21 protein-coding genes are annotated in these 22515 nt (G+C 69.2%); 7 read left to right on the top strand and 14 right to left on the bottom strand.

All coding sequences use genetic code 11. The features are described from left to right. Positions 1–43: 43 nt before the first annotated feature. Both ABS78_RS09285 and ABS78_RS09280 read right to left on the bottom strand, forming a co-directional pair. Positions 44–850: a hypothetical protein gene (locus ABS78_RS09285; protein WP_293377532.1), complete on the bottom strand. Its 807-nt coding sequence runs from the start codon at positions 848–850 to the stop codon at positions 44–46. A 130-nt stretch (positions 851–980) separates the two neighbouring features. Continuing rightward, entirely contained in the window at positions 981–1997 is a 1017-nt protein-coding gene (locus ABS78_RS09280; RefSeq protein ID WP_293377529.1) for a PEPxxWA-CTERM sorting domain-containing protein, read from the bottom strand. Positions 1998–2328: 331 nt separating this feature from the next. On the opposite strand from ABS78_RS09280, the gene ABS78_RS09275 reads away from it, so the two are divergent. The 3 genes from ABS78_RS09275 to mazG all read left to right on the top strand — a co-directional run bounded on the left by ABS78_RS09275 (position 2329) and on the right by mazG (position 4527). After that, positions 2329–3042 (top strand): SIMPL domain-containing protein, encoded by a 714-nt coding sequence (locus ABS78_RS09275; RefSeq protein ID WP_293377526.1) that lies wholly within the window; start codon positions 2329–2331, stop codon positions 3040–3042. Between the two features lie 79 nt (positions 3043–3121). After that, positions 3122–3610: a hypothetical protein gene (locus ABS78_RS09270; RefSeq protein WP_293377523.1), complete on the top strand. Its 489-nt coding sequence runs from the start codon at positions 3122–3124 to the stop codon at positions 3608–3610. 101 nt (positions 3611–3711) lie between these two features. Then, positions 3712–4527: a nucleoside triphosphate pyrophosphohydrolase gene (gene mazG, locus ABS78_RS09265; RefSeq protein ID WP_293377520.1), complete on the top strand. Its 816-nt coding sequence runs from the start codon at positions 3712–3714 to the stop codon at positions 4525–4527. 9 nt (positions 4528–4536) lie between these two features. Here mazG and gloA read toward each other — a convergent pair whose 3' ends face one another. From gloA to dusB, 9 genes are all read right to left on the bottom strand, one after another. Further along, the gene (gene gloA / locus ABS78_RS09260) at positions 4537–5037 is read right to left on the bottom strand and encodes a lactoylglutathione lyase (protein ID WP_293377517.1); all 501 of its coding nucleotides are present in this window, start codon (positions 5035–5037) and stop codon (positions 4537–4539) included. Between the two features lie 8 nt (positions 5038–5045). After that, entirely contained in the window at positions 5046–6365 is a 1320-nt protein-coding gene (gene hflX, locus ABS78_RS09255; protein ID WP_293377514.1) for a GTPase HflX, read from the bottom strand. After that, positions 6362–6607, bottom strand: a complete 246-nt coding sequence (hfq, locus tag ABS78_RS09250) for an RNA chaperone Hfq (RefSeq protein ID WP_111274395.1) — start codon at positions 6605–6607, stop codon at positions 6362–6364. The genes hflX and hfq overlap by 4 nt, the downstream gene beginning before the upstream one ends. A 100-nt stretch (positions 6608–6707) precedes the next feature. Further along, on the bottom strand, positions 6708–7571 hold the full coding sequence (locus ABS78_RS09245; RefSeq protein WP_293377511.1) for a D-amino-acid transaminase: 864 nt from the start codon (positions 7569–7571) through the stop codon (positions 6708–6710). Between the two features lie 2 nt (positions 7572–7573). Further along, positions 7574–8965 (bottom strand): sigma-54 dependent transcriptional regulator, encoded by a 1392-nt coding sequence (locus tag ABS78_RS09240; RefSeq protein ID WP_293377508.1) that lies wholly within the window; start codon positions 8963–8965, stop codon positions 7574–7576. Positions 8966–8968: 3 nt separating this feature from the next. Beyond that, a complete protein-coding gene (locus tag ABS78_RS09235) occupies positions 8969–11206 on the bottom strand; it encodes a PAS domain-containing sensor histidine kinase (protein WP_293377505.1) in 2238 nt (745 codons plus the stop codon). An 83-nt stretch (positions 11207–11289) separates the two neighbouring features. Further along, a complete protein-coding gene (ntrC, locus tag ABS78_RS09230; protein ID WP_293377502.1) occupies positions 11290–12711 on the bottom strand; it encodes a nitrogen regulation protein NR(I) in 1422 nt (473 codons plus the stop codon). Further along, the gene (locus ABS78_RS09225; RefSeq protein WP_293377499.1) at positions 12708–13841 is read right to left on the bottom strand and encodes an ATP-binding protein; all 1134 of its coding nucleotides are present in this window, start codon (positions 13839–13841) and stop codon (positions 12708–12710) included. Before ABS78_RS09225 ends, ntrC begins: the two co-directional genes overlap by 4 nt. After that, on the bottom strand, positions 13838–14845 hold the full coding sequence (gene dusB, locus ABS78_RS09220; protein WP_293377496.1) for a tRNA dihydrouridine synthase DusB: 1008 nt from the start codon (positions 14843–14845) through the stop codon (positions 13838–13840). The genes ABS78_RS09225 and dusB overlap by 4 nt, the downstream gene beginning before the upstream one ends. Before the next feature lie 100 nt (positions 14846–14945). Between dusB and ABS78_RS09215 the strand changes: the two genes are divergently transcribed. Next, the gene (locus tag ABS78_RS09215) at positions 14946–16094 is read left to right on the top strand and encodes a bifunctional 2-C-methyl-D-erythritol 4-phosphate cytidylyltransferase/2-C-methyl-D-erythritol 2,4-cyclodiphosphate synthase (protein WP_293377493.1); all 1149 of its coding nucleotides are present in this window, start codon (positions 14946–14948) and stop codon (positions 16092–16094) included. Here the strand turns inward: ABS78_RS09215 and ABS78_RS09210 are convergent. Then, complete coding sequence (locus ABS78_RS09210; protein WP_293377490.1) at positions 16091–18379, bottom strand: fused MFS/spermidine synthase; 2289 nt, start codon at positions 18377–18379, stop codon at positions 16091–16093. The two genes, ABS78_RS09215 and ABS78_RS09210, sit on opposite strands and share 4 nt — an antisense overlap. A 72-nt stretch (positions 18380–18451) precedes the next feature. Here ABS78_RS09210 and ABS78_RS09205 point away from each other — a divergent pair, with 72 nt between their 5' ends. Next, a complete protein-coding gene (locus ABS78_RS09205; protein WP_293377487.1) occupies positions 18452–18943 on the top strand; it encodes a CinA family protein in 492 nt (163 codons plus the stop codon). Here the strand turns inward: ABS78_RS09205 and ABS78_RS09200 are convergent. Both ABS78_RS09200 and lipA read right to left on the bottom strand, forming a co-directional pair. Then, a complete protein-coding gene (locus ABS78_RS09200) occupies positions 18923–19429 on the bottom strand; it encodes an SRPBCC family protein (RefSeq protein ID WP_293377484.1) in 507 nt (168 codons plus the stop codon). The genes ABS78_RS09205 and ABS78_RS09200 overlap by 21 nt on opposite strands. A 10-nt stretch (positions 19430–19439) precedes the next feature. Then, entirely contained in the window at positions 19440–20402 is a 963-nt protein-coding gene (gene lipA / locus ABS78_RS09195) for a lipoyl synthase (protein ID WP_293377481.1), read from the bottom strand. Between the two features lie 151 nt (positions 20403–20553). Between lipA and ABS78_RS09190 the strand changes: the two genes are divergently transcribed. Further along, positions 20554–22107: an AMP-binding protein gene (locus tag ABS78_RS09190; RefSeq protein WP_293377478.1), complete on the top strand. Its 1554-nt coding sequence runs from the start codon at positions 20554–20556 to the stop codon at positions 22105–22107. Positions 22108–22121: 14 nt separating this feature from the next. Further along, positions 22122–22511 carry a DoxX family protein gene (locus ABS78_RS09185; protein ID WP_293377476.1) on the top strand — a complete coding sequence of 130 codons (390 nt, stop codon included), beginning with the start codon at positions 22122–22124 and terminating at the stop codon, positions 22509–22511. The last annotated feature ends 4 nt before the right edge of the window (positions 22512–22515 follow it).

Here is a 22515-nt window from a genome sequence, read left to right as displayed (position 1 = left end):
TCCGGCGCCGGAGCGATCACGCAACGAACGGTCCAGGCGGGCGTCAGTAGGTGGCGGAATAGCCGGGTTCGAACTTGATCCTGTCGACGGCTTCGATGCGCAGCGTCTCGGTCGCCTTGGCCACCGCATCGGCGGCTCGTTGAGCCTTCAGGCTGGCGGTCGCCGCGGCGCGGGCCGCGGCCCCGGTGAGCGGCGCGTCCACCACCTGGAGCACTCGGGCCTCGGTGACGGTCGACGGGCTGGTCATCTCGAAGACCGCTCCGGCCGGCAGACCCGTGATGCGGGCGACCGCGGCGGGTGGCGTGTTGGCCGAATCCACCACCACGACCTGACGCTGCGCCGGCAGGCCGGCGGCCTCGAGTCTGGCCTGGATCTGGTCCAGGCCGGTCACGCTTTCGCCCTTCAGATCCAGCGGCTCTTTCGGCCTCGGTGTCGTGATCTGCTCCAGGACGATGAATTTCCGACGCGCAAAGGCCTGGGGACGATCGGCGATGAACGCGTCGATCTCCTGGGCCGTCGGCTCTGCGACGCTCTCGCTCAGGGCGCGAATCTTGAGGTCGGCGCGGGTGATCAGGCTGCCCCGTTCGATCTCCGAGCCGAAGGCCGGCGTCTGATCCAGCTTGTCCGCCGTCGCAGCCTGGGCGAGCAGGCGGCGGTTGATCAGTCGCCCCAGCACGGCGGGATCCACGGCGCCGGATGTCGCTCCAGGCTGCACGGACTGCACCTCGGCGAGAGTGATCGGTTCCGACCCCACGGTGGCCACGACCGGGCTCGCCGGCGTCTCGGCGGAGCGGCTACAGGCGGCGAGCGTCAGGGCCGCCAGGACGATGACAGCGGTGCGCGCGGGCATGATGCTTCCCTTTGGAAGGCCCCGGTGGGGCGGGATACGTGGGCGAGGGCGCGCCGCCGCGGCGGGCGGCGGGCGCAAAAACGCCGCCGGCTTGGGGCCGGCGGCGTCCATGATGCTCTGGTCCGAAGACTTAGGCGAGACCGAGGTTCGACCGGCGGCGGCGCAGCGACGCGCCGGCCAGACCGAAGCCGCCGATCATCAGCGCCCAGGTGGCCGGTTCCGGGATGGCGCCCGTCGGCGGCGGCACCACGATGTCGCCACCCACGCCGTTGAAGGCGAAGACGAACGTCGGGAGGTCGTCGCGGCGGTAGCCGCCCTCGCTGGATTGCCCCAGGTTGTAGAGCTCGGGCGAGATTTGCGAGAGCAGGTTCAGAGCCCCGGACTCGTTGGAGGCCGCGCCGTAGAAGATGTTGAAGGTGAAGGTCTGTCCGGCCAGGAGCTGGCCGAAGTTGAACACGAAGAGCGCGCCGTGATCGTCGATCCCGAACGAACCGTCGCTGTTGACCGGAACCCCCCCGATGCCCGTGTTGAAGACAGCGTCCAGCGGGTTGGCGCTGGCGAAGCCGTCGTTGGTCGAACGGAGAAGGGACGGCGTCGTGCCGGTGCCGACGAACGTGCTGTACTCGGAGAACTCGGTCGGCGGAACGTCCCAGTCCATGGCCCGGGCGTACCGCAGCTCGGTGATGTCGGCGCCCGTGTTGTTGGTGATCACGACGGTGTTCTTGAAGAGCGCGCCGCCTTCGTTCTCCACCGAAAGCGAATAGGTCTGCGAGATTTCGAGACCGCCGGCGCCGGCCAGCTCGGTGTTGGAGGTGAACGACGTCGCCGTGGAGCTGGAGGCGTTGACGATGATGTTCTGGTTGCCCGTCTCACGGCCCACCTGGCCGCCGACGCCGTCGGCGGAAACGCCCCAGGCCTCGCAATAGCAACCGGGCGACAGGGCGTCGTAGAAGCCCGAGATCCCGCCTTGTCCGGCGAAATTGTAGCCCAGGCCGACAACGCCGCCGGTGGGCGAATTGACGTTGAGCGAGCCGTCGGCGTTCAGGCCGATCCGGGTGGTGCCATTCGCGGAGACGAGAATGTCCGCACTGGCCACGGCCGGCGTGAGAAGCGCCGCGACCGCAGCGCCGATGAGAAGCTTACGCATGTGAGTGCCCCAATACAGTCCCAAGAAAACAGCACCTGCCGAAGGTGTGCTGCGATGAAAATGGATCGGGTCCGTGCTCCCGAAACGCGGAGTACCGCATCGCCGGCGAACGTACGCCGGGACGCACAGGTTCGCGAGCGAGTTCCCCTAACAGGAGATTAATTTTTCGAAGCGTTCAAAAATCGCCTGACAGGGGAGTGAAAATTCCCGGTCCTCAACCTGATCGATGCAAATCCCGTCCAATATTTCGCATAATATACCTTAGGCGACATTTGGGTCAGGCTCTCGCCGCGCTTGACACAGTCATCCCGGCCCCCGTTCCCTGCTGAACATGCGCTTCTCGTCACCGCCGTTCCTCATCCCCGCGATCCTCATCGCTCTGGGCGTCGCCATCGCCGGCTTCCTGATCGGGCAAGGTGTCGAGAATGCGCGCGTCGGAGACCGCAGCGTCACCGTGCGCGGCCTGTCCGAACGCGTCGTCAAATCCGACCTGGCCGTGCTGCCGTTGCGCTTCGCCTCGGCCGGCAACGACCTTTCGGAAGTCCAGGCCAAGGTGGACCGGGATCTGGCCGCCGTGCGCGCCTTCCTCGCTCAGCAAGGCTACACGCCGGCCGAGATCGACCTAGGCCGCCTCCAGGTGACCGATCAGTACGCCCGGGAATACCAGTCGTCGAGCGTGGGAACCCGCTATCAGGTGGCCCAGACGGTGATCGTCCGCACGAACAACGTCGATCGCGTGGAGACGACGACGCGCAGCCTGGACGCCTTGCTGCGCCAGGGCGTCGTCCTGCAGGACTACAACGGCCCCTCGTACCTGTTCACCAAGCTGAACGACGTGCGCGCCGAGATGATCGGCCAGGCCACGGCCAGCGCCCGCACCGGCGCCCAGCAGTTCGCCCGGGATTCCGGCGCGAGCCTCGCGGGCATCCGCTCGGCCACGCAGGGCTCGTTCGAGATCCGGGGCCGCGATGAAATCGGTGACGAGTCGTCCCAGGTGTTCAAGAAGGTCCGGGTGGTGACGACCATCAACTACCGCCTGCGCTGAGCCCACGTCCGGCGGGTTCTTGTGCAGGGCCGACGGGAGCACTATCTGTTAAGTAATTACTGGATTTGAGGAGTTCCTCATGCGCATGACAGCTCTTGCCGCCGCCGCGTTCGTCGCCCTCGCCAGCCCGGCGTTCGCGGCCCCCGCCTCGGTCGACATCTCCATCGCCCCCGAGTTTCAGAAGAAGATCGACAAGACGTACGGCGCCCGCGAGGCCACCCTCCTGACCGGCGACCTGCGCGAAGCGGTGGAAAAGGCCCTCGCACGGACCCCTGCCTACGATGGGGCGCGGATCGAGCTGACGCTTGTGGACGCCAAGCCCAACCGGCCCACGTTCAAGCAACTCGCCGACAAGCCGGGCCTGTCGATGGAGAGCTTCGGCGTCGGCGGCGCGAGCATCGAAGGCCGGGTGGTCGCCGCCGACGGAACGGAAACGCCTGTCGCCTACAAGTGGTACGAGACCGACCTGCGCAACGCCTATGGCAACTGGGTCTGGTCGGACGCGACCTGGACCTTCGACCGGTTCGCCCGCCGGCTGGCCCGCGGCGGCGAACTGGCCCAGCGCTGACCCCTCGCCTGCGCCCGCCCGCTTGCTCGATTCGGCGGCGCACGATCTGATCGGCGTGCTCGGGCGGCCCCGAGCGCGCCGTTCTGACTTTCGAGGCCCGGATGCCCCGCCCTGCCCCATCCGCCGACCTGAGGCCCATCGATCGGCTGCTGGCCATCATGGCGCGCCTGCGCGACGCCGAGGACGGATGCCCGTGGGACCTGGAGCAGACCTTCGCCACCATCGCGCCCTATACGGTGGAGGAGGCTTATGAGGTGGCCGACGCCATCGAACGCCACGACCTGCCCGACCTGAAGGAAGAGCTGGGCGACCTGCTGTTGCAGGTGGTGTTCCACAGCCGCATGGCCGAGGAACAGGGCGCCTTCGGCTTCGACGACGTGGCCCGCGCGATCAACGACAAGATGGTGCGGCGGCACCCTCACGTGTTCGGGGACGAATCCTATGCGGACCTCGGCGCCCAGAAGGCCGGCTGGGAGGCGCTGAAGGCCGAGGAGCGGGCGCAGAAACGCGCAGGGCCCGCCCGCCTGCTGGACGACGTGCCGGTCGGCCTGCCCGGCCTCACCCGCGCGGTGAAGCTCTCCAAGCGGGCCGCCGGCGTGGGGTTCGTCTGGCCCACGGTGCAGGACGTGGTGGTCAAGCTGCACGAGGAGGTCGGCGAGATGCTGGCCGAGATCGAGGCCGGAGACCTCGACAAGGCCCGCGACGAGATCGGCGACGTGCTGTTCGTGGTGGCCAACCTCGCCCGGACGCTGGACGTCGATCCAGAGGATGCGATCCGTGCGACGAACGCCAAGTTCGTGCGCCGCTTCGGCTACGTCGAGGATCGCCTGGCCGAACGCGGCCGAACGCCCGAACAGTCGGACCTGGCCGAGATGGACGCCCTCTGGGACGAGGCCAAGGCCGCCGAGCGCCCATAGGCGCCGCGCTCAGCCCAGCAGCGCCGCCATGCCATTGGGCGACAGGATCTCGATCCAGTAGCCGTCGGGGTCCTTGATGAAGGCGATGCCTTTCATCCGGCCTTCATCGGGCCGCTTCACGAAATCCACGCCCAGCGCCTCGAAGCGGGCGCAGGCGGCGGCGACGTCCGGCACACTGACGCCCAGGTGGCCGAAGCCGCGCGGCTCGGCGTTGCCGTCGTGATAGCCTGGGAAATCCGGGTCGGTCTCGGTCCCCCAGTTGTACGTGAGTTCCAGGGTCGTCTCGCGGGAGAACACGAACCGCAACCGCTCGGCCGCGTCTTGCGGAACCGTCTCGCCGTCGCGCAGCAGCGCCAGGAAGAGCAGAGAGAACTTCGCCTCGGCGAAATCCAGTCTGTGCAACAGGGAGAAGCCCAGCACCTCGCTATAGAAGCGCAGCGACGCCTCGGGGTCGCGTATGCGGAGCATGGTCTGGTTCAGGGTGAAGCCGGCCGTCGCTGGATCACGCATGGTCGCTCTCAGGGCTGGGCCACCTGGGCCTGGGGAAACTGCTGCTCGAACTGACCCAGCGCCTGGGCCGTCAGGCTGACGAGGAAGCGTACGGCGCCGTCGTCTCCGTCCTCTCGCTCGATGACGCGCCCGTGGCGATAGAGCCAGGCCACCGCCGCGCCCTCGCCGGCCGGTGTCCGCACCTCCACCGGCGCAGCTTCGTCGACCAGCCCGGCGACGGACGCCAGGAGAATGTCGCAGCCCTCCCCCGTCGCCGCCGAGACAACGACGGCGGGCGGGTTCGAGCGCCGTGCGTCACTGAGCGCCTCGGCATGGGCCTCGGGCGGCAGCAGATCGGCCTTGTTCCAGACTTCCAGCAGCCGGCGCTCGTCCACATCGACGCCCAGGCGCTCCAGCACGGTGCGCACATCGGCCGCCTGGGCGTGGGTCTCGGCGCTGGAGATGTCGCGGACGTGCAGCACCACGTCGGCCTCGCGCACCTCCTCCAGGGTCGCCCGGAAGGCCTCGACCAGCTCGTGCGGCAGGTCGGAGATGAAGCCCACCGTATCTGACAGGATCGCCGGCCGCCCGTCGGGCAGCTTCAGGCTGCGCAGCGTGGGATCGAGAGTGGCGAACAGCATGTCCTGGGCCACCACCTCGGCATGGGTCAGGCGGTTGAACAGGGTGGATTTGCCCGCGTTGGTGTAGCCCACCAGCGCCACGCTGGGGAACGGGACCCGGCGGCGGGCCGACCGTTGCAGGGTGCGGGTGCGGCGCACCTCCTCCAGCTCCCGTTTCAGCTTGCCGATCTTATCGGCGATCAGCCGGCGGTCGGTCTCGATCTGGGTTTCGCCCGGCCCGCCCATGACCCCGAAGCCGCCCCGCTGGCGTTCCAGGTGTGTCCAGGTGCGGACGAGGCGCGAACGTTCGTAGGTCAGCCGGGCCAGCTCGACCTGCAACCGCCCTTCCCGCGTGCGGGCGCGGCGGGCGAAGATCTCGAGGATCAGCCCCGTGCGGTCGATGACCTTGGCCTTCCAGGCCTTCTCCAGGTTGCGCTGCTGGACTGGCGTCAGCGCGTCGTCGACGACGACGACGTCCAGATCCTCGACCTCCACCAGCGTGGCGATCTCCTGCACCTTGCCGGCGCCGAACAGCGTGGCGGGCGTCAGCTTGCGCAGGGGCGCGAGCAGGGTCTCGCGCACCTCGAGATCGAGCGCGAGCGCGAGGCCTGCAGCCTCTTCCAGGCGCGCCTCCGGATGGCGCGCGCCGCCGCGACCCTCCCGGTCGGGATGGATCACCAGGGCGCCCTGGACGGGCGCCTCGCGGTCAACGAATTTGGTCGGACTCAATCGGCCTCGTCGTCAGCCGGCTCGTAGAGCTGTACGGGCTGGGCCGGCATGATGGTTGAGATGGCGTGCTTGTAGACGAGCTGGGATTGCCCGTCCCTGCGCAACAGAACGCAGAAGTTGTCGAACCAGCTCACCACGCCCTGAAGTTTCACCCCGTTCACCAGGAAGATGGTCAGCGGCGTCTTCGATTTCCGCACGCTGTTGAGGAAGGTGTCCTGCAGGTTCTGTTTCTTGTCGCTCACGGCTTTCCGCCTTTTCGTTTTGCTCGGGCGGCCATCCGCCCACACACAAGGGTCACGCTATGCCGCATTTCGCAGCGGTTGCAATCGCGCGTTTGCGACGTCAGATGGCGGTCGCCTTCGCCCGCTCGATATAGAGGCGACGCAGGCGCATCGCCACCGGCCCCACCTTTCCGTCGCCCACGTTTCTGCCATCGATCGCGACGACCGGCAGGACGAGCGTCCCGGCGCCGGTGATGAACGCCTCCTTCGCCGCGACCGCCTCGTCCGGCGTGAACGGACGTTCCTCGACCTTCAGTCCGGCCTCGCGCGCCACGTCCAGCAGGGAAAGCCGGGTGACGCCGCGCAGGATGTTGGCGTTGGTGTCCCGCGTCCGCAGGACACCGTCGCCGTCCACGATCCAGGCGTTGGACGACGCGCCCTCGGTGACGAAACCCAGGTCGTCGACGAACCAGGCCTCGGCGGCCCCCGCCTCGCGCGCTTTCTGCTTGGCCAGGGCGTTGGGGAGCAGGCCGACGGTCTTGATGTCGCAGCGGCCCCAGCGGTTCTCGGGCGTCGTGACGACCGACACCCCGGCGGCGGCCCGCGCCTCCGTGGCGGCGCGGTCGACGCGGCTCACCGTGACGACGACGGCGGGCGGGACGGGCGTGGCGGGAAAGGCGTGATCCCGACGCGCCACGCCGCGGCTGACCTGGAGGTAGACGAGCCCCTCGCGGATGCGGTTGCGCCGCACGGTCTCGCGAAGCACCGTCGTCAGGGCCGCGCGGCTCATGGGCATGGGAATCCGCAGTTCCGACAGGCTGCGTTCCAGCCGCGCGAAATGGCCCTCCGGGTCGGCAAGCTTGCCGTCGAACAGGGCCCACACCTCGTAGACGGCGTCGGCGAGCTGGTAGCCGCGATCCTCGATATGGACCACGGCCTGCATCTTGGGCGCGAAGCGACCGTTCACATAAGCGATCCGGCTCATACTCAGACTTCCTCGCCGTCCGGAGAGCGGCCGCCCGACAGGCCCAGCGACTTGAGCTTGCGATGAAGCGCCGAGCGCTCCATGCCGATGAAGGCCGCCGTGCGGGAGATGTTCCCGGAGAACCGCAGCATCTGGGCGTTCAGGTACTCGCGCTCGAAGACCTCGCGGGCTTCGCGCAGCGGCAGGGCGATGATCCGCTCGGCCCCGAGCGACGTCGTGGGCTCGCTGATGGCCGCTTCGGGGGGCAGCATGTCGGCGGTGATCGGGTCCGCCGGCGCCCCGGACGCCAGGATCAGCATCCGCTCCACGTTGTTCTTGAGCTGGCGCAGGTTGCCCGGCCACGTACGGACCTGGAGCATGGCCAAGGCGTCGTCCGAGAGGCGCCGCCGCGCCAGGCCCGACGCCTCGCAGATGCGGTCGATGAAATCCTCGATCAGTTCGGGGATGTCCTCGCGCCGCTCGCTGAGGCCCGGCACGTTCACGGGCACCACGTTCAGCCGGTGGAACAGGTCCTCACGGAAATGGCCGGCCGAGATTTCGGCGCGCAGATCCTTGGAGGTGGACGAGATCACCCGCACGTCCACCTGGACGTCGGCGTCGCCGCCCACGCGTCGGAACCGTTGCTCGACCAGGACCCTCAGGATGCGGCCCTGGGTCTCGCGCGGCATGTCGGCCACCTCGTCGAGGTAGAGCGTGCCGCCGTGGGCGCGTTCGAACACGCCGATCTTGGCCGGGCGTCCGCCCGCCCCTTCCTCGCCGAACAGCTCCAGGTCCATCCGCTCGGGGGTCATGCCGGCGGCGCCGATCGGCACGAACTCGCTGCGCGACCGGTGACTGGAGCCGTGGATCAGCCGCGCGACCGTCTCCTTCCCCGAGCCCGGCGGCCCGGAGATGAGCACGCGGCTGTTCGCGCCGGCCAGCTTGGCGATCATCTGGCGCAGCTGTTGCGCCGCCATCGACTTGCCCAGAAGGCCTTCGGGCGTGATGGCCTGGGCGCGGAGGCGGCGGTTCTCGCGCCGGAGATTGGTGGTCTCCAGCGCACGCTCGACCACCAGGATCAGGCGGTCCGACTTGAACGGCTTCTCCAGGAACTCGTAGGCGCCGCGCTTGATGGCGCTGACGGCCGTCTCGATGTTGCCGTGGCCCGAGATCATGATCACCGGCAGGTCGGGGTCCAGGCCCTTGACCATGTCCAGCAGCTCCAGGCCGTCCATGCCGCCGCCGGCCATCCAGATGTCGAGGATCAGCAGCGCCGGCTTGCGCGCGCGGATGGCCGCCAGCGCGCTCTCGCTGTCGTTAGCGGTGCGGACGTCGTACCCCTCGTCCGTAAGGATGCCCGCGACCAGGTCGCGGATGTCGGCCTCGTCGTCGACTACAAGAACATCAGACGCCATCGATCACCTCTGCTCGGCCGCCACGGCCACAGGCGGCGCCGCCTCGCGCTCTCCCGCTTCACGTAGCGGGGGCGCGGCCGGCAAACGCAGGATCGCCATCGCCCCTTCCCCGCTGCGGGCGTCGGTGAGTTCCAGTTCGCCGCCATGGTCTTCCAGGATTCGCTTCACGATCGCGAGCCCCAAGCCCGTTCCCTTCTCGCGGGTGGTCACATAGGGCTCGGTCAGGCGGTCGCGGTCCTTGTCGGGCAGGCCCACGCCGTTGTCCTCGACCTCGAACGCCACCGACACAGGATCGACGACCAGCCGCACCGCGATCCGGCCCTTCAGTCGGGGTTCGCGGGCCTTGCGCGCCTCGATCGCCTCGGCCGCATTCTTCAGGACGTTGGTGAGGGCCTGCCCGATCATCCGTCCGTCCACGTACAGCATGGCGTCCGCGGTGGGCTCTTCCATCTCCACCGCGACCTCCGGGCTTGCCACGCGGCGGGCGAAGGCTGCGGCGCGCATGAGTTCGCCGGCCTCCATCTTCGCGAACTTGGGCGCCGGCATGCGCGCGAAGGCCGAGAACTCGTCCACCATGCGGCCGATGTCGCCCACCTGGCGCACGATGGTGTCGGTGCAGCGGTCGAAGGTCTCGAGTTCCGACTCGGCGATGTCCTTCCGATACTTCCGCCGAAGCCGCTCGGCCGAGAGCTGGATGGGGGTGAGCGGGTTCTTGATCTCGTGGGCGATGCGCCGCGCCACGTCGCGCCAGGCCGCGTTGCGCTGGGCGGCCACCAGCCGGGTGACGTCGTCGAAGGTCAGGACCAGCCCCCCTTCGCTCTGGCGGGCCCGGACCCGCAGGCGACGGGTGTCGCGGTCGCGGACGATCTCGATCTCTTCCTCCGCCTCGCCGCCACGGCCGGCGGCCGCAAGCTCCACGAACTCGGGCGCGATGTCCGAAAGCCGGTCGCCCACGCCGCTCCCCGGCGGCAGCGCCAGCAGGCTCGCAGCCTGCCGGTTGGCCACCGAGATGGTTCCGTCCGAATCGACGCCGATCACGCCGGCGCTGACTTCGGTCAGGACCGTCTCGATGAACTGCCGGCGGTCCTCGGCCTCTTCGCCGGCGCGCTTGAGCGCCTCCTGCTGGGCTTGCAGATCGTGCGTCATGCTGTTGAAGGCCCGCGACAGGACGGCGATTTCCTCGGGATCGGAATCGGCGTCCACGCGCGCCGTCAGGTCGCCCGCCGCCACGCGGCCGGCGGCCTGGACAAGCCGGGCTACGGGCGCGGAGATCGCATTGGCCGCCGCCAGGCCCAGCCACACCGCGCCGACGACCACCAGCAACGCCGTCTCCAGAAAGCTCAGGGCGAAGATGGTCTGGATACGGGCGCGGTTCGTGGCCACGTCGCGGTAGGAAACGATCGTACCCTCGGCGTCCCGGAGCTGGGCTACGATGCCCTTCTGCAACTCCCGAACCACATAGAGGTAGGCGTCGGGGTAGGCTTCCAGCCGGTAGACCGCCCGCATCACGTCGGTGCCGGCGAAGTCCGGAACGCTGATGTCGCCCTCGTCCGCGGCGTCGAAGGTACGGGGGCTGGGCGTCACGAACGGCGGGGCGCCGGCGGGTTCGGCCCGCGCCATCACCTCGCCCTTGCGGTTCACGATGTACGCGGCGTCGAAGGCGTGGAACGCCGCCAGGGCGCCCAGATACTGATTGGCCTGCTGTTCGCGCGACTGGACCGCGGCGGCCTCGCGGTTGAGGTCGAGCGCCATCGGCAGGACATGGTCCACCATGTAGCGGTTCTGCTCTTCCACGTACGAGCGGAAGACGGTGGCCGAATTCTCGACGATGGTCTGGACCCGGGCGCTGAACCAGTTCTCGACGCCACGGGTGACCAGCACGCCGTAGAACAGGAACACCACGGCCGCAGGCACGGCGGCGGCCATCGCGAAGAGGAAGACGAAGCGCACGTGAAGCCGGGCGCCGGCGTCGTGCGAGCGCGCCCTCAGCAGTTCCAGAACCCTCAGGCTCACCGCCGCCACCAGGCCGACGATCAGCACGAGGTTCAGGCCGAGAACCGTCAGGATGAGCTGGCTGGCCGGTCCCAGCGGGCCCGTTTCCGGAGGGGCGGCGGCCAGCAGGATCGCCAGCCCCGTCAGGGCGGCCGCCACGCCGTAGCCGACGCCCAGAACCAGGCGCGACCTCAGGGCGCTCCGCAGCCGGGCGACGACCGGATGTTCGAGCACGGATTGCGCTGACAACGGCATTGCGCCGCGAGCCTAGGCGGCTGTGCTCCGAAATCAACAGCTATGTGGCGCGACTGCACAGCGCCGCCTGCGAAGGGTCAGCGACGTCCGCGCGCCATCTCCACGCCCAGGTCCTGGATCTTCTTCCGCAGGGTGTTGCGGTTCAGGCCCAGAATCTCGGCGGCGCGCACCTGATTGCCGCGGGTGGCCGCCAGCGTGAGCTGGATCAGCGGACGCTCCACCTCTTCCAGCACCCGGTCGTAGAGGCCGGGCGGCGGGATGCCGTCGGGCTGGTCGGCGAAGTAGCCGGACAGCTTCTGCTCCACCAGCTGCGAGAGGGTCGCCGGCCCTTCCTGCCCCTGGATCACGGGCTGATGGTCGGCCAGTTCGCGCTCGATGATGCGGGCGGTGATCAGATCCTCGCCGTAGAGCGCGCAGACCCGGCGGATCAGGTTCTCCAGCTCGCGGACGTTGCCTGGCCAGGCGTGCCGCTTCAGCCGCTCCAGGGCGGTGGCGTCGATGGTCTTGGCGGGCAGCCCCTCGCGGTTGGCGCGCAGCAGGAACGCACGGGCCAGATCGGGGATGTCCTCGGCCCGGTCGCGCAGCGGCGGAATGCGCAGCGGCGCCACGTTGAGGCGGAAGAACAGGTCCTCGCGGAACAGCCCCTGCTGGATCAGGGCGCGAAGGTCGCGGTTGGTGGCCGCGATGATCCGCACGTTCGGCCGCCGCCCGGTCTTGGGATTCAGGGCTGGCTCGGAGCCGTCGATCACGCGCAGCAGGCGGGTCTGGGCGTCGAGCGGCATGTCGCCGATCTCGTCGAGGAACAGCGTGCCGCCGTCGGCTTCGACCAGCTTGCCGAAATCGCCCTCCTCCTTGCCGAACAGCTCGCTCTCCACGCGCTCACGGGGCGTCGCGGCCAGGTTGATGACCACGAACTTGCCGTCGCGGCGGCGGCCCATGTCGTGCAGGGCGCGCGCGACCAGTTCCTTGCCGGCACCCGACTCGCCGGTGATCAGCACGGTCAGATCGGCGCCGACCAGCCGGGCGATCGTACGATAGACGTCCTGCATCGGCCCCGAGCGGCCGATCAGCGGCAGGCGGTCGTCCCGGACGGCGCGGGCCTGGGCCTTGGCCGCCTCGCTGTCGGCCGGCCGCGCCAGGGCCCGGCGCGCGGCCGAGGTCATGTCGTCGAGGTCGAACGGTTTGGGAACGTACTCGAACGCCCCCACCTCGGCCGCATTCACGGCCGTGATGAGGTTGTTCTGGGCGCTCATCACGATGACGGGCAGCTTGGGCCGGCTCTTCTTGATGCGCGGCAGGACGTCGAACACGTTCTCGTCCGGCATCACCACATCGGTCACCACGAGGTCGCCCTCGCCGTCGGTCACCCATTTCAGCAGCGTCGTGGCGTTGCCCGTGGCGCGGACCTGATACCCCAGCCTCGTGAAGGCCTGGGACAGGACCAGCCGGATCGACGAATCGTCGTCGGCGATCAGGATCTTCTTGGAAGCGGCATTCATGCGTGGACGCCTGACGTGAGGGTTTCGTCCCCAACCGCGATCGGCAGAAGGACGCGGAAAATGGTTCGCCCCGGCTCGGACTCGAAGTCGATCAGGCCGCCGTGACCGGCGACAAGCTTCGCCACCAGGGCCAGGCCCAGGCCGGCGCCGTTGGCCTTGGAGGTGACGAAGGGCTGGAAGAGGCTTTCGCGGATATGCTCCGGGATGCCGGGGCCGTTGTCCTGGATGCGCACCTCCAGCGGCGCCCCGCGCAGGGCCTGCCCCTTGGCTGACCGCACCCGCACGCCATGCCGGTAGGCGGTGTGTATCGAGACCTCGCCGCGGCCGTCCCCCCGCGCATGGGCGGCCTCGGCGGCGTTCTTCACGAGATTGAGAAAGATCTGGATGAGCTGATCCTCGTCGCCCATGACGGGCGGCAGGGAGGGATCGTAGTGCTCCTTGAGGCCCAGGCCGTCCGCCACGCCATTGGCGGCCAGCGCCCGCACCCGATCCAGAATCTGGTGGATGTTGAGCGGGGTGAGCGACGGAAGCGCATCGTCGGAGAAGGCCTCCATGCGATCGACCAGCCGGCGCACGCGGTCGGTCTCGTCCACGATGAGTTGAGCCAGCGGCGCGTCCTCGGCTTTGGCGCCGCTCTTCAGCAACTGGGCCGCCCCCCGGATCCCGGCCAGGGGATTCTTGATTTCATGCGCCAGCATCCGACCCAGGCCCACCAGGGAGCGCAGGCCGGCCGCCTCGTGGGCGCCGCGCTCCACGCCCAGGCCGTTGCGCACCGTGAGCGTCAGAAGCACCGATCCGTCTCCCAGGGGGGCGGCGGCGCCGTCGGCCTCGAACGGCGGGAGGCCGAAGAGGCTGATGTGGACCCCGCGCTCGCGGACCCGGGCATCCTCCTCGATGGCCCGGTTGAGCAACGACACCAGGGCCGAGCCCGGCGGAAGCGCCGCCCGGAACCGGCCCCGGGCCAACAGGCCCAACCCCTGTCCGAAGAGGGCTTCGGCCGCCTCGTTCACGGCGACCAGAGCGCCATCCGCGCTGACCACCAGCGACGGGTCGGGGCTGAGTTCGAAGGCCTGCGCCTTCAGGGTGTCGAGTTGCGCGCCCTTCGTCTGTAACCGGGTCGTTCCTGTCATGCCGCCAGCCTGTGATCCCGCGTTGTCCAGAGGGCGGTGAGCCCCTGCTCGACCGATCGGGCGTCCTCCAGGCGGCAAAGGGCCGCGCGCGCTTCTCGCCGGGCCTGCGCATCGGCGGGCCAGGGGGCGTTTTCGATGTAGGCGGCCAGGTGCTTGCGGAAGATCCGCAGGCCCAGGCGCTCGCCGTAGAATTCCAGGCTGTCGTGCATATGGGCGATAGCGATGGCCAGGCGCGCCTCTGCGTCCGGTTCGGCGAACGTCCGCCCGTCCAGCTCGGTCTCGATCTGGGCGGCGATCCAAGGCCGGCCGTAGACTCCTCGTCCAACCATCACGGCGTCGGCGCCGCTGGCCGCAAGCGCGCGCGTCGCCGTCGCGCCGTCCACGATGTCGCCGTTGACGATCAGCGGCACCGATATCGCCGCCCGCACGTCGCGCACGGCCGCCCAGTCCGCCGCGCCCTTGTAGAACTGGCAGCGCGTACGGCCATGCACCGTCACCGCCTTCACGCCCACGGCTTCGGCCCGCCGGGCGAGGTCCGGAGCGTTGCGCGCGGCGTCGTCCCAGCCCAGCCGCATCTTGACGGTGACAGGCGCCCTCACCGCCCCGACGGCCGCCTCCATCAGATCGACCGCGAGGTCGGGCTCGCGCATCAGCGCCGATCCGCCATGGCCGCCGGTGACCTCCCGCGCGGGGCAGCCGAAATTGAGGTCGATGATGTCCGCCCCGGCGGCTTCGGCCAGGCGCGCGCCCTCGGCGATCGCCCCCGGTTCGCGGCCGACGAGCTGGATCACCGTGAGGGGCAGCCCCTCGCCCACCGCGGCGCGTCGAACCACGTCTGGACGGCCCTTCGCGAACTCGGCGCAGGCGACCATTTCCGTCGAGACGTAAGCCGCGCCCAGACGACTGGCGGCGCGTCGGAACGGAAGGTCCGAGACCCCGGTCATCGGCGCGATCCAGACCCGGCCCGCGACCCGAACACCGCCTATATCGACCGTGTTGCTCATTTTGTAATCAATCCCAACGCTGTATTTCTAGGCAGAATGATGCGGCGCCGTAAAGCGGGAAAGGTGGCGGAACGAACCGCAGTTCCCTATTAGCGCGGACATGACGTTCTCAGCCGTGATCGTGGCGGCGGGCGAAGGCCTGCGCGCCGGGCCGGGCGCGCCCAAGGCTTGGCGGCTTCTGGGCGGGCGCCCCGTCCTGCGTTGGTCCGTCGAGGCGATGACGGCCGCGGGCGCGCGACAGGTCGCGGTGGTGGTGGCGCCGGACCGTTTGGATTCGCTGGCCGATGCGCTGGCCGGGCTCACCCGGTGGCGAGCTGTCGCAGGTGGAAGAACCCGAGCAGAGTCCGTTCTTTGCGGCCTTTCGGAGATCGGTGGCGGCGACGGCGACGAGCCGGTGCTCATCCATGACGCGGCCCGTCCGTTCGTGGCGCGCCAGCATATCGAAGTCCTGCTCGAAGCGCTGCGCGACGCCGACGGCGCGGTCCCCGCCCTACCGGTCGCCGACACGCTGAAGCGCGGGGACGCGGTGGTCGAGGCGACCGTACCGCGGACGGGCCTGTGGCGCGCCCAAACGCCGCAGGCCTTCCGGCGGGATCGCCTGGCCGCCGCCTACGCCGCGTGGCCGGCCGGCGAGGACCCGACAGACGACGCCTCGGTCGTCGAGCGCGCGGGCGGGCGTGTCGCCCTGGCGGCCGGCGATCCGATCCTGATGAAGCTGACCTATCCGGAGGATTTCCTGCTGGCTGAACATATCGCCGCCGGACAGCGCATGGTGCGGCTCGGCCAGGGGGTGGACGCCCATCGCTTCGGTCCGGGCGACGCCGTTTGGCTCTGCGGCGTCCGCATCCCCCACGATCGCGGCCTGGTGGGTCATTCCGACGCCGACTGCGGCCTGCACGCCCTGACCGATGCGGTCCTGGGCGCCATCGCCGACGGCGACATTGGTCAGCACTTCCCGCCGTCCGATCCGCAGTGGAAAGGCGCATCGTCGGATCGTTTCCTGGCGCATGCCGCGGCGCGTGTGGCGGCGCGCGGCGGCCGCATCCTGAACGCCGACGTCACCCTGATCTGCGAGCGCCCGAAGATCGGCCCGCATCGCGACGCCATGCGCGCCCGCGTCGCCGAAATTCTCAGGCTGCCGATCGACCGCGTGAGCGTGAAGGCCACCACGACCGAGGGCATGGGATTCACCGGACGCGGCGAAGGCCTGATGGCCCAGGCCGTCGTCACGGTGGAGACGCCTTTCTAGGGCAGCCAGGTCCACCGGCTCTTGAGGTTCGCGTACAGCGAGCCGGCGAGGTTGGTGTAGTCGTCGGTCCAGGGGCGCGCCTTGAACGGATCGGCGTCGCGCCAGCGTCCGTCGGCGGCGAAGGCGGCCAGGGCTTCGCGGTTCCGCGCGACGATCACGGCGTCTTCCGACGATTCCCAGGTCCCCTTGGGGTCGTCCTCGCCGGGCCGGTAGTTCTGGGCCATGGCGTAGCCGCCGGCGGCCCGGGCGACGGCCTGGGCGGGATTCATCAGGTCGAGGTTTCGGTTGGAGAGGTGCAGGATCAGCACGCCGTCGGGCTTGAGTTTCTTGAGGTAGCCTTTCACCGCCTCGACGGTCAGCAGGTGCGCGGGAACGGCGTCCGACGAGAACGCGTCGATGAGCAGGATGTCGAAGCTGGCGTCGGGCTGCTCGGCTACGGTGAGACGCGCATCGCCGATGACATAGTCGACCAGGCTCTTGGCGCAGAGCGTGGTGTAGGTGAAGTGCGCCGCATCCGTCGCGACCCGCACCACGAGCGGGTCGATCTCGAAGAACGTCAGATGGTCCGTCTCGCGGACGTAGCCGGCCACGGAGCCCGTCCCCAGGCCGACGGTTCCGATGCGCAGGCCGGGCTTCTGCTTCTGCTGCGCGACGAAGACCTGACCGATGGGGGTGCTGGGCGTGTAGTAGACCATCGGCTGACACGCGTACGCCGGGTTCTGGGCCTGGGCTCCGTGGAGGGTCGTGCCGTGGGCCAGCATCTTCACCCGTCCCTCGAGACTGGGCACATAGGTCTGCGAGAGCTTCAGCACGCCGAAGAAGCTGCGCCAGCTCTGGCGCGTATCGGTGCGGTCGGCGGCGGTCTCGGCCGCATAGGACATCACCGCGATGATCGCGAAGAAGAACAAGGCCTGGCGGCGCACCATGAACGCCGCGATCACCGCGAGGCCCAGCAGGCTCTTGACCGCCATGTCGAACAACTCGGCCTGATCGAACGAACCGACGACGGACTCGGAGGTCATCCTGCCGCCGGCGAAGGTGACAGCGATCGGTGTGGCGACGGCCGCCACGACGCCCAGGATCAGCATCGCCCAGGTCCAGTGCCGCACCCGGCTCAGGTCTCCCCAGGGCCGCGCCAGGCAGGCCAGGGCGAGGACGATCGGGTATTCCCACACGTCGTTGAAGATCATCGGCGCCAGGAAGGCGTTGAACGCGCCTCCGACCACCCCGCCGAGGGACAGGCAGAGATAGAACTCCGTCAGGTGCGCCGGGTCCGGACGCCGCGCCACCAGCCGCTGATGGCACATCAGGGCCGTGAGGAAAAAGGCCGCGAGGTGGATGAAGAGCTGGACGCCGAAGAAGCTGGCCCGGAACGGGAGGAACGCCGCGCAGATCGCCACGGCCGCAGCCTGTAGGACCAGGGTGGCGCCGAGCGGGATCAGGGGCCGGTCCTGAAAGGCGATGATGAAGGTGGTCAGATAGAGCGCCAGCGGCAGCACCCAGAGGAAGGGCGCCGAAGCCACGTCGGTCGTGATGTAGGTCGAGACCCCCAGCATCAGGCTGGAGGGGATCGCGGCCAGCAGCACCCAGATCGCCCGTTGACGCCAGGTCGGCGGCGGCGTCGTGGCCTGGCTCTTCACCACGTCGGCGGCGCGAACGCGCGACACGGCTACGCCCAGCGTCCCGATGACCAGCACGAAGAGGGCGTAGCCGGCGCTCCAGCCGTAACGCTGGCCGGCCAGGGACGACAGCGGCTCCACCAGCATCGGGTAGGCCAGCAGCGCGAGCAGGCTGCCGAAGTTGCTGGCGGCGTAGAGGGCGTAGGGCTCCTTGCCTTCCGCCGCGCCGATGGTGCGCGCATGCCAGGCCTGCACCAGCGGAGCGGTGGCCGAGAGCACGGCGAAGGGCGCGCCGATCGACAGGGCCAGAACCGCCAGAAGCCACATGTTGGGGTGTTCGGACGAGGGGGGGCCGGCCAGGCCGTTCACCCGCAGCGGCAGGGCGACCGCCGCGACGATGAGCGCCGAGACATGGGCGATCGCCTGTCCCCGCACCGTCGGGATGCGTTGCAGGAGGTGGGCGTAGAAATAGCCGGCCAGCAGCGCGATCTGAAAGAACGCCATCGAGGTGTTCCAGACCGACGGGCTTCCCCCCAGCAGGGGCAGCACCAGCTTGGCCACCATCGGCTGGACCATGAACACCAGCGCGGCGCTGGTGAACACGGTCAGGACGAACAGCGACGGCGGCGCCTGGCGAGCCGGTACGGCGACGGCCACGTTGGTCATGTCTCGAATCGCCTTGATGGAGCGGACGCACGATGCTCTGTGAGCGGCGCGAGTAGAGGGACCTTCGAGCCGATGTTCAACCTGGAGATCACGACCCTGGCGCGGCTTCTCATCGACGAGGCGCGGGAACGGTCGCTGCGGATCGTCACGGCCGAGAGCTGCACGGGCGGCCTCGTCGCGGGCGCCATCTGCTCGATTCCCGGCTCCTCCGACGTCTTCGAGCGGGGCTTCGTGACCTATTCCAACCGCGCCAAGCAGGAACTCCTGGGCGTGCCCGGCGACCTGATCGCCGACCTGGGCGCGGTCTCGGAGCCGGTGGCCCGGATGATGGCCGAAGGCGCTCTGGAAGCCTCGAACGCCCACCTCTCGGTCGCGATCACGGGCGTCGCGGGGCCCGGCGGCGGCACCGCCATGAAGCCCGTCGGCACGGTCCATATCGCCACCGCGCGGACGAACCAGCGGCTGGTCCACGAGGAATTCTTCTTCGAGGAAGACACCCGCGAGGGCGTGCAGGCCGCCGCCGTGCAGGCGGCGCTTCAGATGCTACGCGACCGGCTCGCCTGATCCGTCCCGGCGCGAGCCCAATCCCGACAGCTCCGGCCCACCGGGGCCATAGAGCGCCCGCGCCCGATCCTCGAAACATCCCATCAGCCGGCCCACGGCGTGATGGAAATTCGACGCCAGCAGCCCCTCCAGCAGCCGCGATTTGAACTGGAAGTCGATGTCGAACTCGATCCGGGTTCCCTCCGGGTCCTCCAGGAATCGCCAGCGGTTGGTCAGTTTTCGGAACGGCCCGGACAGCAGGTTCACGTCGATCTGTCGCGCGCCGGCGTCGCGCCGTACGCGGGTGGCGAACCGCTCCCTGAGGAACGAGAAGCCGACACCGGCCTCGGCGTCCACGCTGTCCACGCCCTCGCCCGCCCCGCGCGCGTTCCACGTCCGCATCGACGTGATCCACGGCACGAACTCGGGATAGCGCGCCACGTCGCCCACCAGGCCGAAGAGCTGGTCTGGGGTGTAGGGCAGCACGCGTGAGACGTGATGGTGCAAGGACGGAAGCCTAAGCCGCCGCTTCCCTCGCCCGGCGCGCGGCCTGGAGGCGGGCGAAGTCCTCGTCGGCGTGGTGCGAGGAGCGGGTCAGGGGACTGGCCGACACCACCAGGAAACCCTTGGCGCGGGCGATCTCCTCGTAGGCGCGGAATTCGTCCGGGTGGACGAAGCGGTCGATGGGCGCGTGCTTGCGCGTAGGCTGGAGGTACTGGCCGATGGTGATGAAATCGACGCCGGCCGAACGCATGTCGTCCATGACCTGCATGACTTCTTCCTTGGCCTCGCCCAGGCCCACCATGATGCCGCTCTTGGTGAACTGTTCCGGGTCGCGCTCCTTCACCCGTTCGAGCAGCCGTAGCGAATGGTAGTAGCGCGCGCCCGGGCGGATCGACAGGTAGAGCCGGGGCACGGTCTCGAGGTTGTGGTTGAAGACGTCGGGCCTGGCGTCGATCACCGCATGGACGGCCTCCAGCGGCTTGCGCAGGAAGTCGGGCGTGAGAATCTCCACCGTCGTGCCCGGAGACGCCTCCCGGATCGCCCGGACCACGGCGGCGAAATGCGCCGCGCCGCCATCGGCCAGGTCGTCCCGGTCCACCGAGGTGATCACCACGTGGCGCAGGCCCATCTTCGCCACGGCGTCCGCCACGCGCGCCGGCTCGGTCGGATCGAGGGCGGCGGGCTTGCCGGTGGCCACGTTGCAGAAGGCGCAGGCCCGTGTGCAGATCTCGCCCATGATCATCATGGTGGCGTGGCTCTTCGACCAGCACTCGCCGATGTTCGGGCAGGCCGCCTCTTCGCACACCGTGACCAGCCCGGCGCCCTTCACGATGTCGCGGGTGGCGTTGTAGCCGGGAGAGCCCGGCGCGCGCACGCGCAACCACTCCGGCTTGCGCTGGATGGGCGAGTCGGGACGCGACTGCTTCTCGGGATGCCGCGGGCGTTTGCCGCCCAGGGTGTCGATGACCACGGCCATGCCCCCTAGATCGTCCCTTCGGCGCCGCGGATCAAGCCGCCGTTGCGCAATGCACGCACGGCAAAGCCTCTCACGTCCCGTAACCGATCTTTTCAGCGACCGAGGCCGGCGATACGCTTCCGCCAACGAGACACAAAGGGAGGCGCCGCTCTTGCGTGCGTTCGACAGCGCCAAGGCGCAGTCCACCATCTTCGACGCCCTGATCCAGTCAGCGCGGAAACACGGGCTCAAGAAGCCGATCCTGGAGGACCAGGAACGAAGCCCCCTCACCTACCTCGACCTCATCCGCGCGGCCTTCGCGCTGGGCCGGAAGATCGCGGCGTTCACCGCCCGGGGCGAGCGCGTGGGCGTCATGCTGCCGTCCAGTTCGGGCGGCGTGGTGACGTTCTTCGCCCTGCACGCCTTCGGCCGCATTCCGACGATGCTGAACTTCACCGCCGGCATCCGGAACCTCAAGGCCGCCTGCGAACTGGCCGGCGTGAAGACGGTGCTGACGTCCCATCGCTTCGTCGAGCAGGGCAAGCTGCACGACCTGATCGACGCCCTCGAGACCATGACCTCGGTGGTCTACCTGGAGGACGTGCGAAAGACCGTGGGGCTGTCGGATAAGCTGTTCGCCGCCGCCGCCGGCGCTCTGCCGAAATCGTTCCGGACCGCGGTCAAACCCTCGGACCCCGGCGTGATTCTCTTCACATCGGGCAGTTTCGGCGCGCCGCGCGGCGTGGTCCTCAGCCACTCGAACCTCGTCGCCAACTGCAAGCAGATCGCCCAGCACATCCCGCTGGACCCGGCCTGGGTGTTCTTCAATCCGCTGCCGATCTTCCACTGCTTCGGCCTGACCGGCGGCGCGTTGCTGCCGATCTTCGAGGGGATGAAGGCGTTCCAGTACCCCTCGCCGCTCCACATCAAGCAGATCCCGCCGCTGGTGAAGGACACCAGGGCGAACGTGCTCTTCGCCACCGACACCTTCATCAACCAGTATGCGCGCTCGGCCGAGCGCGACGAGCTGTCGGGCCTCACCTTCGTGGTCTGCGGCGCCGAGAAGGTGCGGGACGAAACCCACAACCTGATCACCGAACGGTTCGGGCCGATCCCGCTGCTGGAGGGCTACGGCGCCACCGAAGCCTCGCCGGTGATCGCCGTCAACACCCCGACCGACAACCGCCGCGGCACCGTGGGCGGGCTGCTGCCCGGCGTCGAGGCGCGGCTGGAGCCGGTGGAGGGCATCCCGGGCGGCGGCAAGTTGCTGGTCCGCGGACCCAACATCATGGCCGGCTACCTGCGGGCCGACGGCGGCATCGATCCCCCGGAGGGGGGCTGGCACGACACGGGCGACGTCGTCTCGCTGGGCGACGACGACTGGATCAGGATCCTGGGCCGGGTGAAGCGCTTCGCCAAGGTGGGCGGCGAGATGGTGTCGCTGACCGCGGCCGAGGACCTGGCCGTGGCCGTCTGGCCCGATGGCCGCCACGCCGTGATCGCCCTGCCCGACCCGAAGAAGGGCGAGCGGATCGTGCTGGTGACCGACCGTCGCGACGCCGAGGCGGCCGCGCTGCTGGCGCACGCCCAGCAGATCGGCGCGCCCGAAATCGCGGTGCCGCGCAAGATCATCAAGGTGCCCGAGATCCCGGTCCTGGGCACCGGCAAGACCGACTACGTGGCGCTCCAGCGCATCGTCGACGCCGAGATGCAGCGGGGAGGCTGAGGGAGGAAACGCATATGCTCGCGACCTGGTCTCCGCGGGTGCTCAGCATCCTGCGGGTCATCGCGGCCCTGCTCTTCATGCAGCACGGGCTGATGAAGCTGTTCGCGTTCCCCGGGCCGCAGCCCGGCGCGCCCGATCCCCTGCCCGCGCTGCTGCTCGCCGCGGCCTGGATCGAGGTGGTCGGCGGAGGCCTGATCGCGGCGGGCCTCTTCACCCGCGCCGCCGCCTTCCTCTGTTCCGGCCAGATGGCCGTCGCCTATTTCATGGCCCATGGCAGCCAGGGCTTCTGGCCGGCCCTGAACGGCGGCGAACTGGCGATCATGTACTGCTTCGTCTTCCTCTACCTGACCTTCGCGGGCCCGGGGCCGTGGAGTCTGGACGCGGTCGTACGCCGGAAGACCTGACGCC

Origin of the sequence: Phenylobacterium sp. SCN 70-31, assembly GCF_001724605.1 — a bacterium.
Lineage (GTDB): Bacteria > Pseudomonadota > Alphaproteobacteria > Caulobacterales > Caulobacteraceae > Phenylobacterium.
Note: the sequence above shows the minus strand (reverse complement) of the source record. Positions and strands in the feature narration are given on the sequence as shown.

Excerpts from the sequence above, each read along its gene's own strand:
- ABS78_RS09245 (WP_293377511.1), bottom strand. The coding sequence starts at position 7,571 with ATGAGCCGGATCGCTTATGTGAACGGTCGCTTCGCGCCCAAGATGCAG.
- ABS78_RS09280 (WP_293377529.1), bottom strand. The coding sequence starts at position 1,997 with ATGCGTAAGCTTCTCATCGGCGCTGCGGTCGCGGCGCTTCTCACGCCG.
- dusB (WP_293377496.1), bottom strand. The coding sequence starts at position 14,845 with ATGAGCAACACGGTCGATATAGGCGGTGTTCGGGTCGCGGGCCGGGTC.
- ntrC (WP_293377502.1), bottom strand. The coding sequence starts at position 12,711 with ATGAATGCCGCTTCCAAGAAGATCCTGATCGCCGACGACGATTCGTCG.
- mazG (WP_293377520.1), top strand. The coding sequence starts at position 3,712 with ATGCCCCGCCCTGCCCCATCCGCCGACCTGAGGCCCATCGATCGGCTG.
- ABS78_RS09285 (WP_293377532.1), bottom strand. The coding sequence starts at position 850 with ATGCCCGCGCGCACCGCTGTCATCGTCCTGGCGGCCCTGACGCTCGCC.
- ABS78_RS09275 (WP_293377526.1), top strand. The coding sequence starts at position 2,329 with ATGCGCTTCTCGTCACCGCCGTTCCTCATCCCCGCGATCCTCATCGCT.
- gloA (WP_293377517.1), bottom strand. The coding sequence starts at position 5,037 with ATGCGTGATCCAGCGACGGCCGGCTTCACCCTGAACCAGACCATGCTC.
- ABS78_RS09210 (WP_293377490.1), bottom strand. The coding sequence starts at position 18,379 with ATGACCAACGTGGCCGTCGCCGTACCGGCTCGCCAGGCGCCGCCGTCG.
- ABS78_RS09225 (WP_293377499.1), bottom strand. The coding sequence starts at position 13,841 with ATGACAGGAACGACCCGGTTACAGACGAAGGGCGCGCAACTCGACACC.
- ABS78_RS09185 (WP_293377476.1), top strand. The coding sequence starts at position 22,122 with ATGCTCGCGACCTGGTCTCCGCGGGTGCTCAGCATCCTGCGGGTCATC.
- lipA (WP_293377481.1), bottom strand. The coding sequence starts at position 20,402 with ATGGCCGTGGTCATCGACACCCTGGGCGGCAAACGCCCGCGGCATCCC.
- ABS78_RS09205 (WP_293377487.1), top strand. The coding sequence starts at position 18,452 with ATGTTCAACCTGGAGATCACGACCCTGGCGCGGCTTCTCATCGACGAG.
- ABS78_RS09215 (WP_293377493.1), top strand. The coding sequence starts at position 14,946 with ATGACGTTCTCAGCCGTGATCGTGGCGGCGGGCGAAGGCCTGCGCGCC.
- ABS78_RS09270 (WP_293377523.1), top strand. The coding sequence starts at position 3,122 with ATGCGCATGACAGCTCTTGCCGCCGCCGCGTTCGTCGCCCTCGCCAGC.
- ABS78_RS09240 (WP_293377508.1), bottom strand. The coding sequence starts at position 8,965 with ATGGCGTCTGATGTTCTTGTAGTCGACGACGAGGCCGACATCCGCGAC.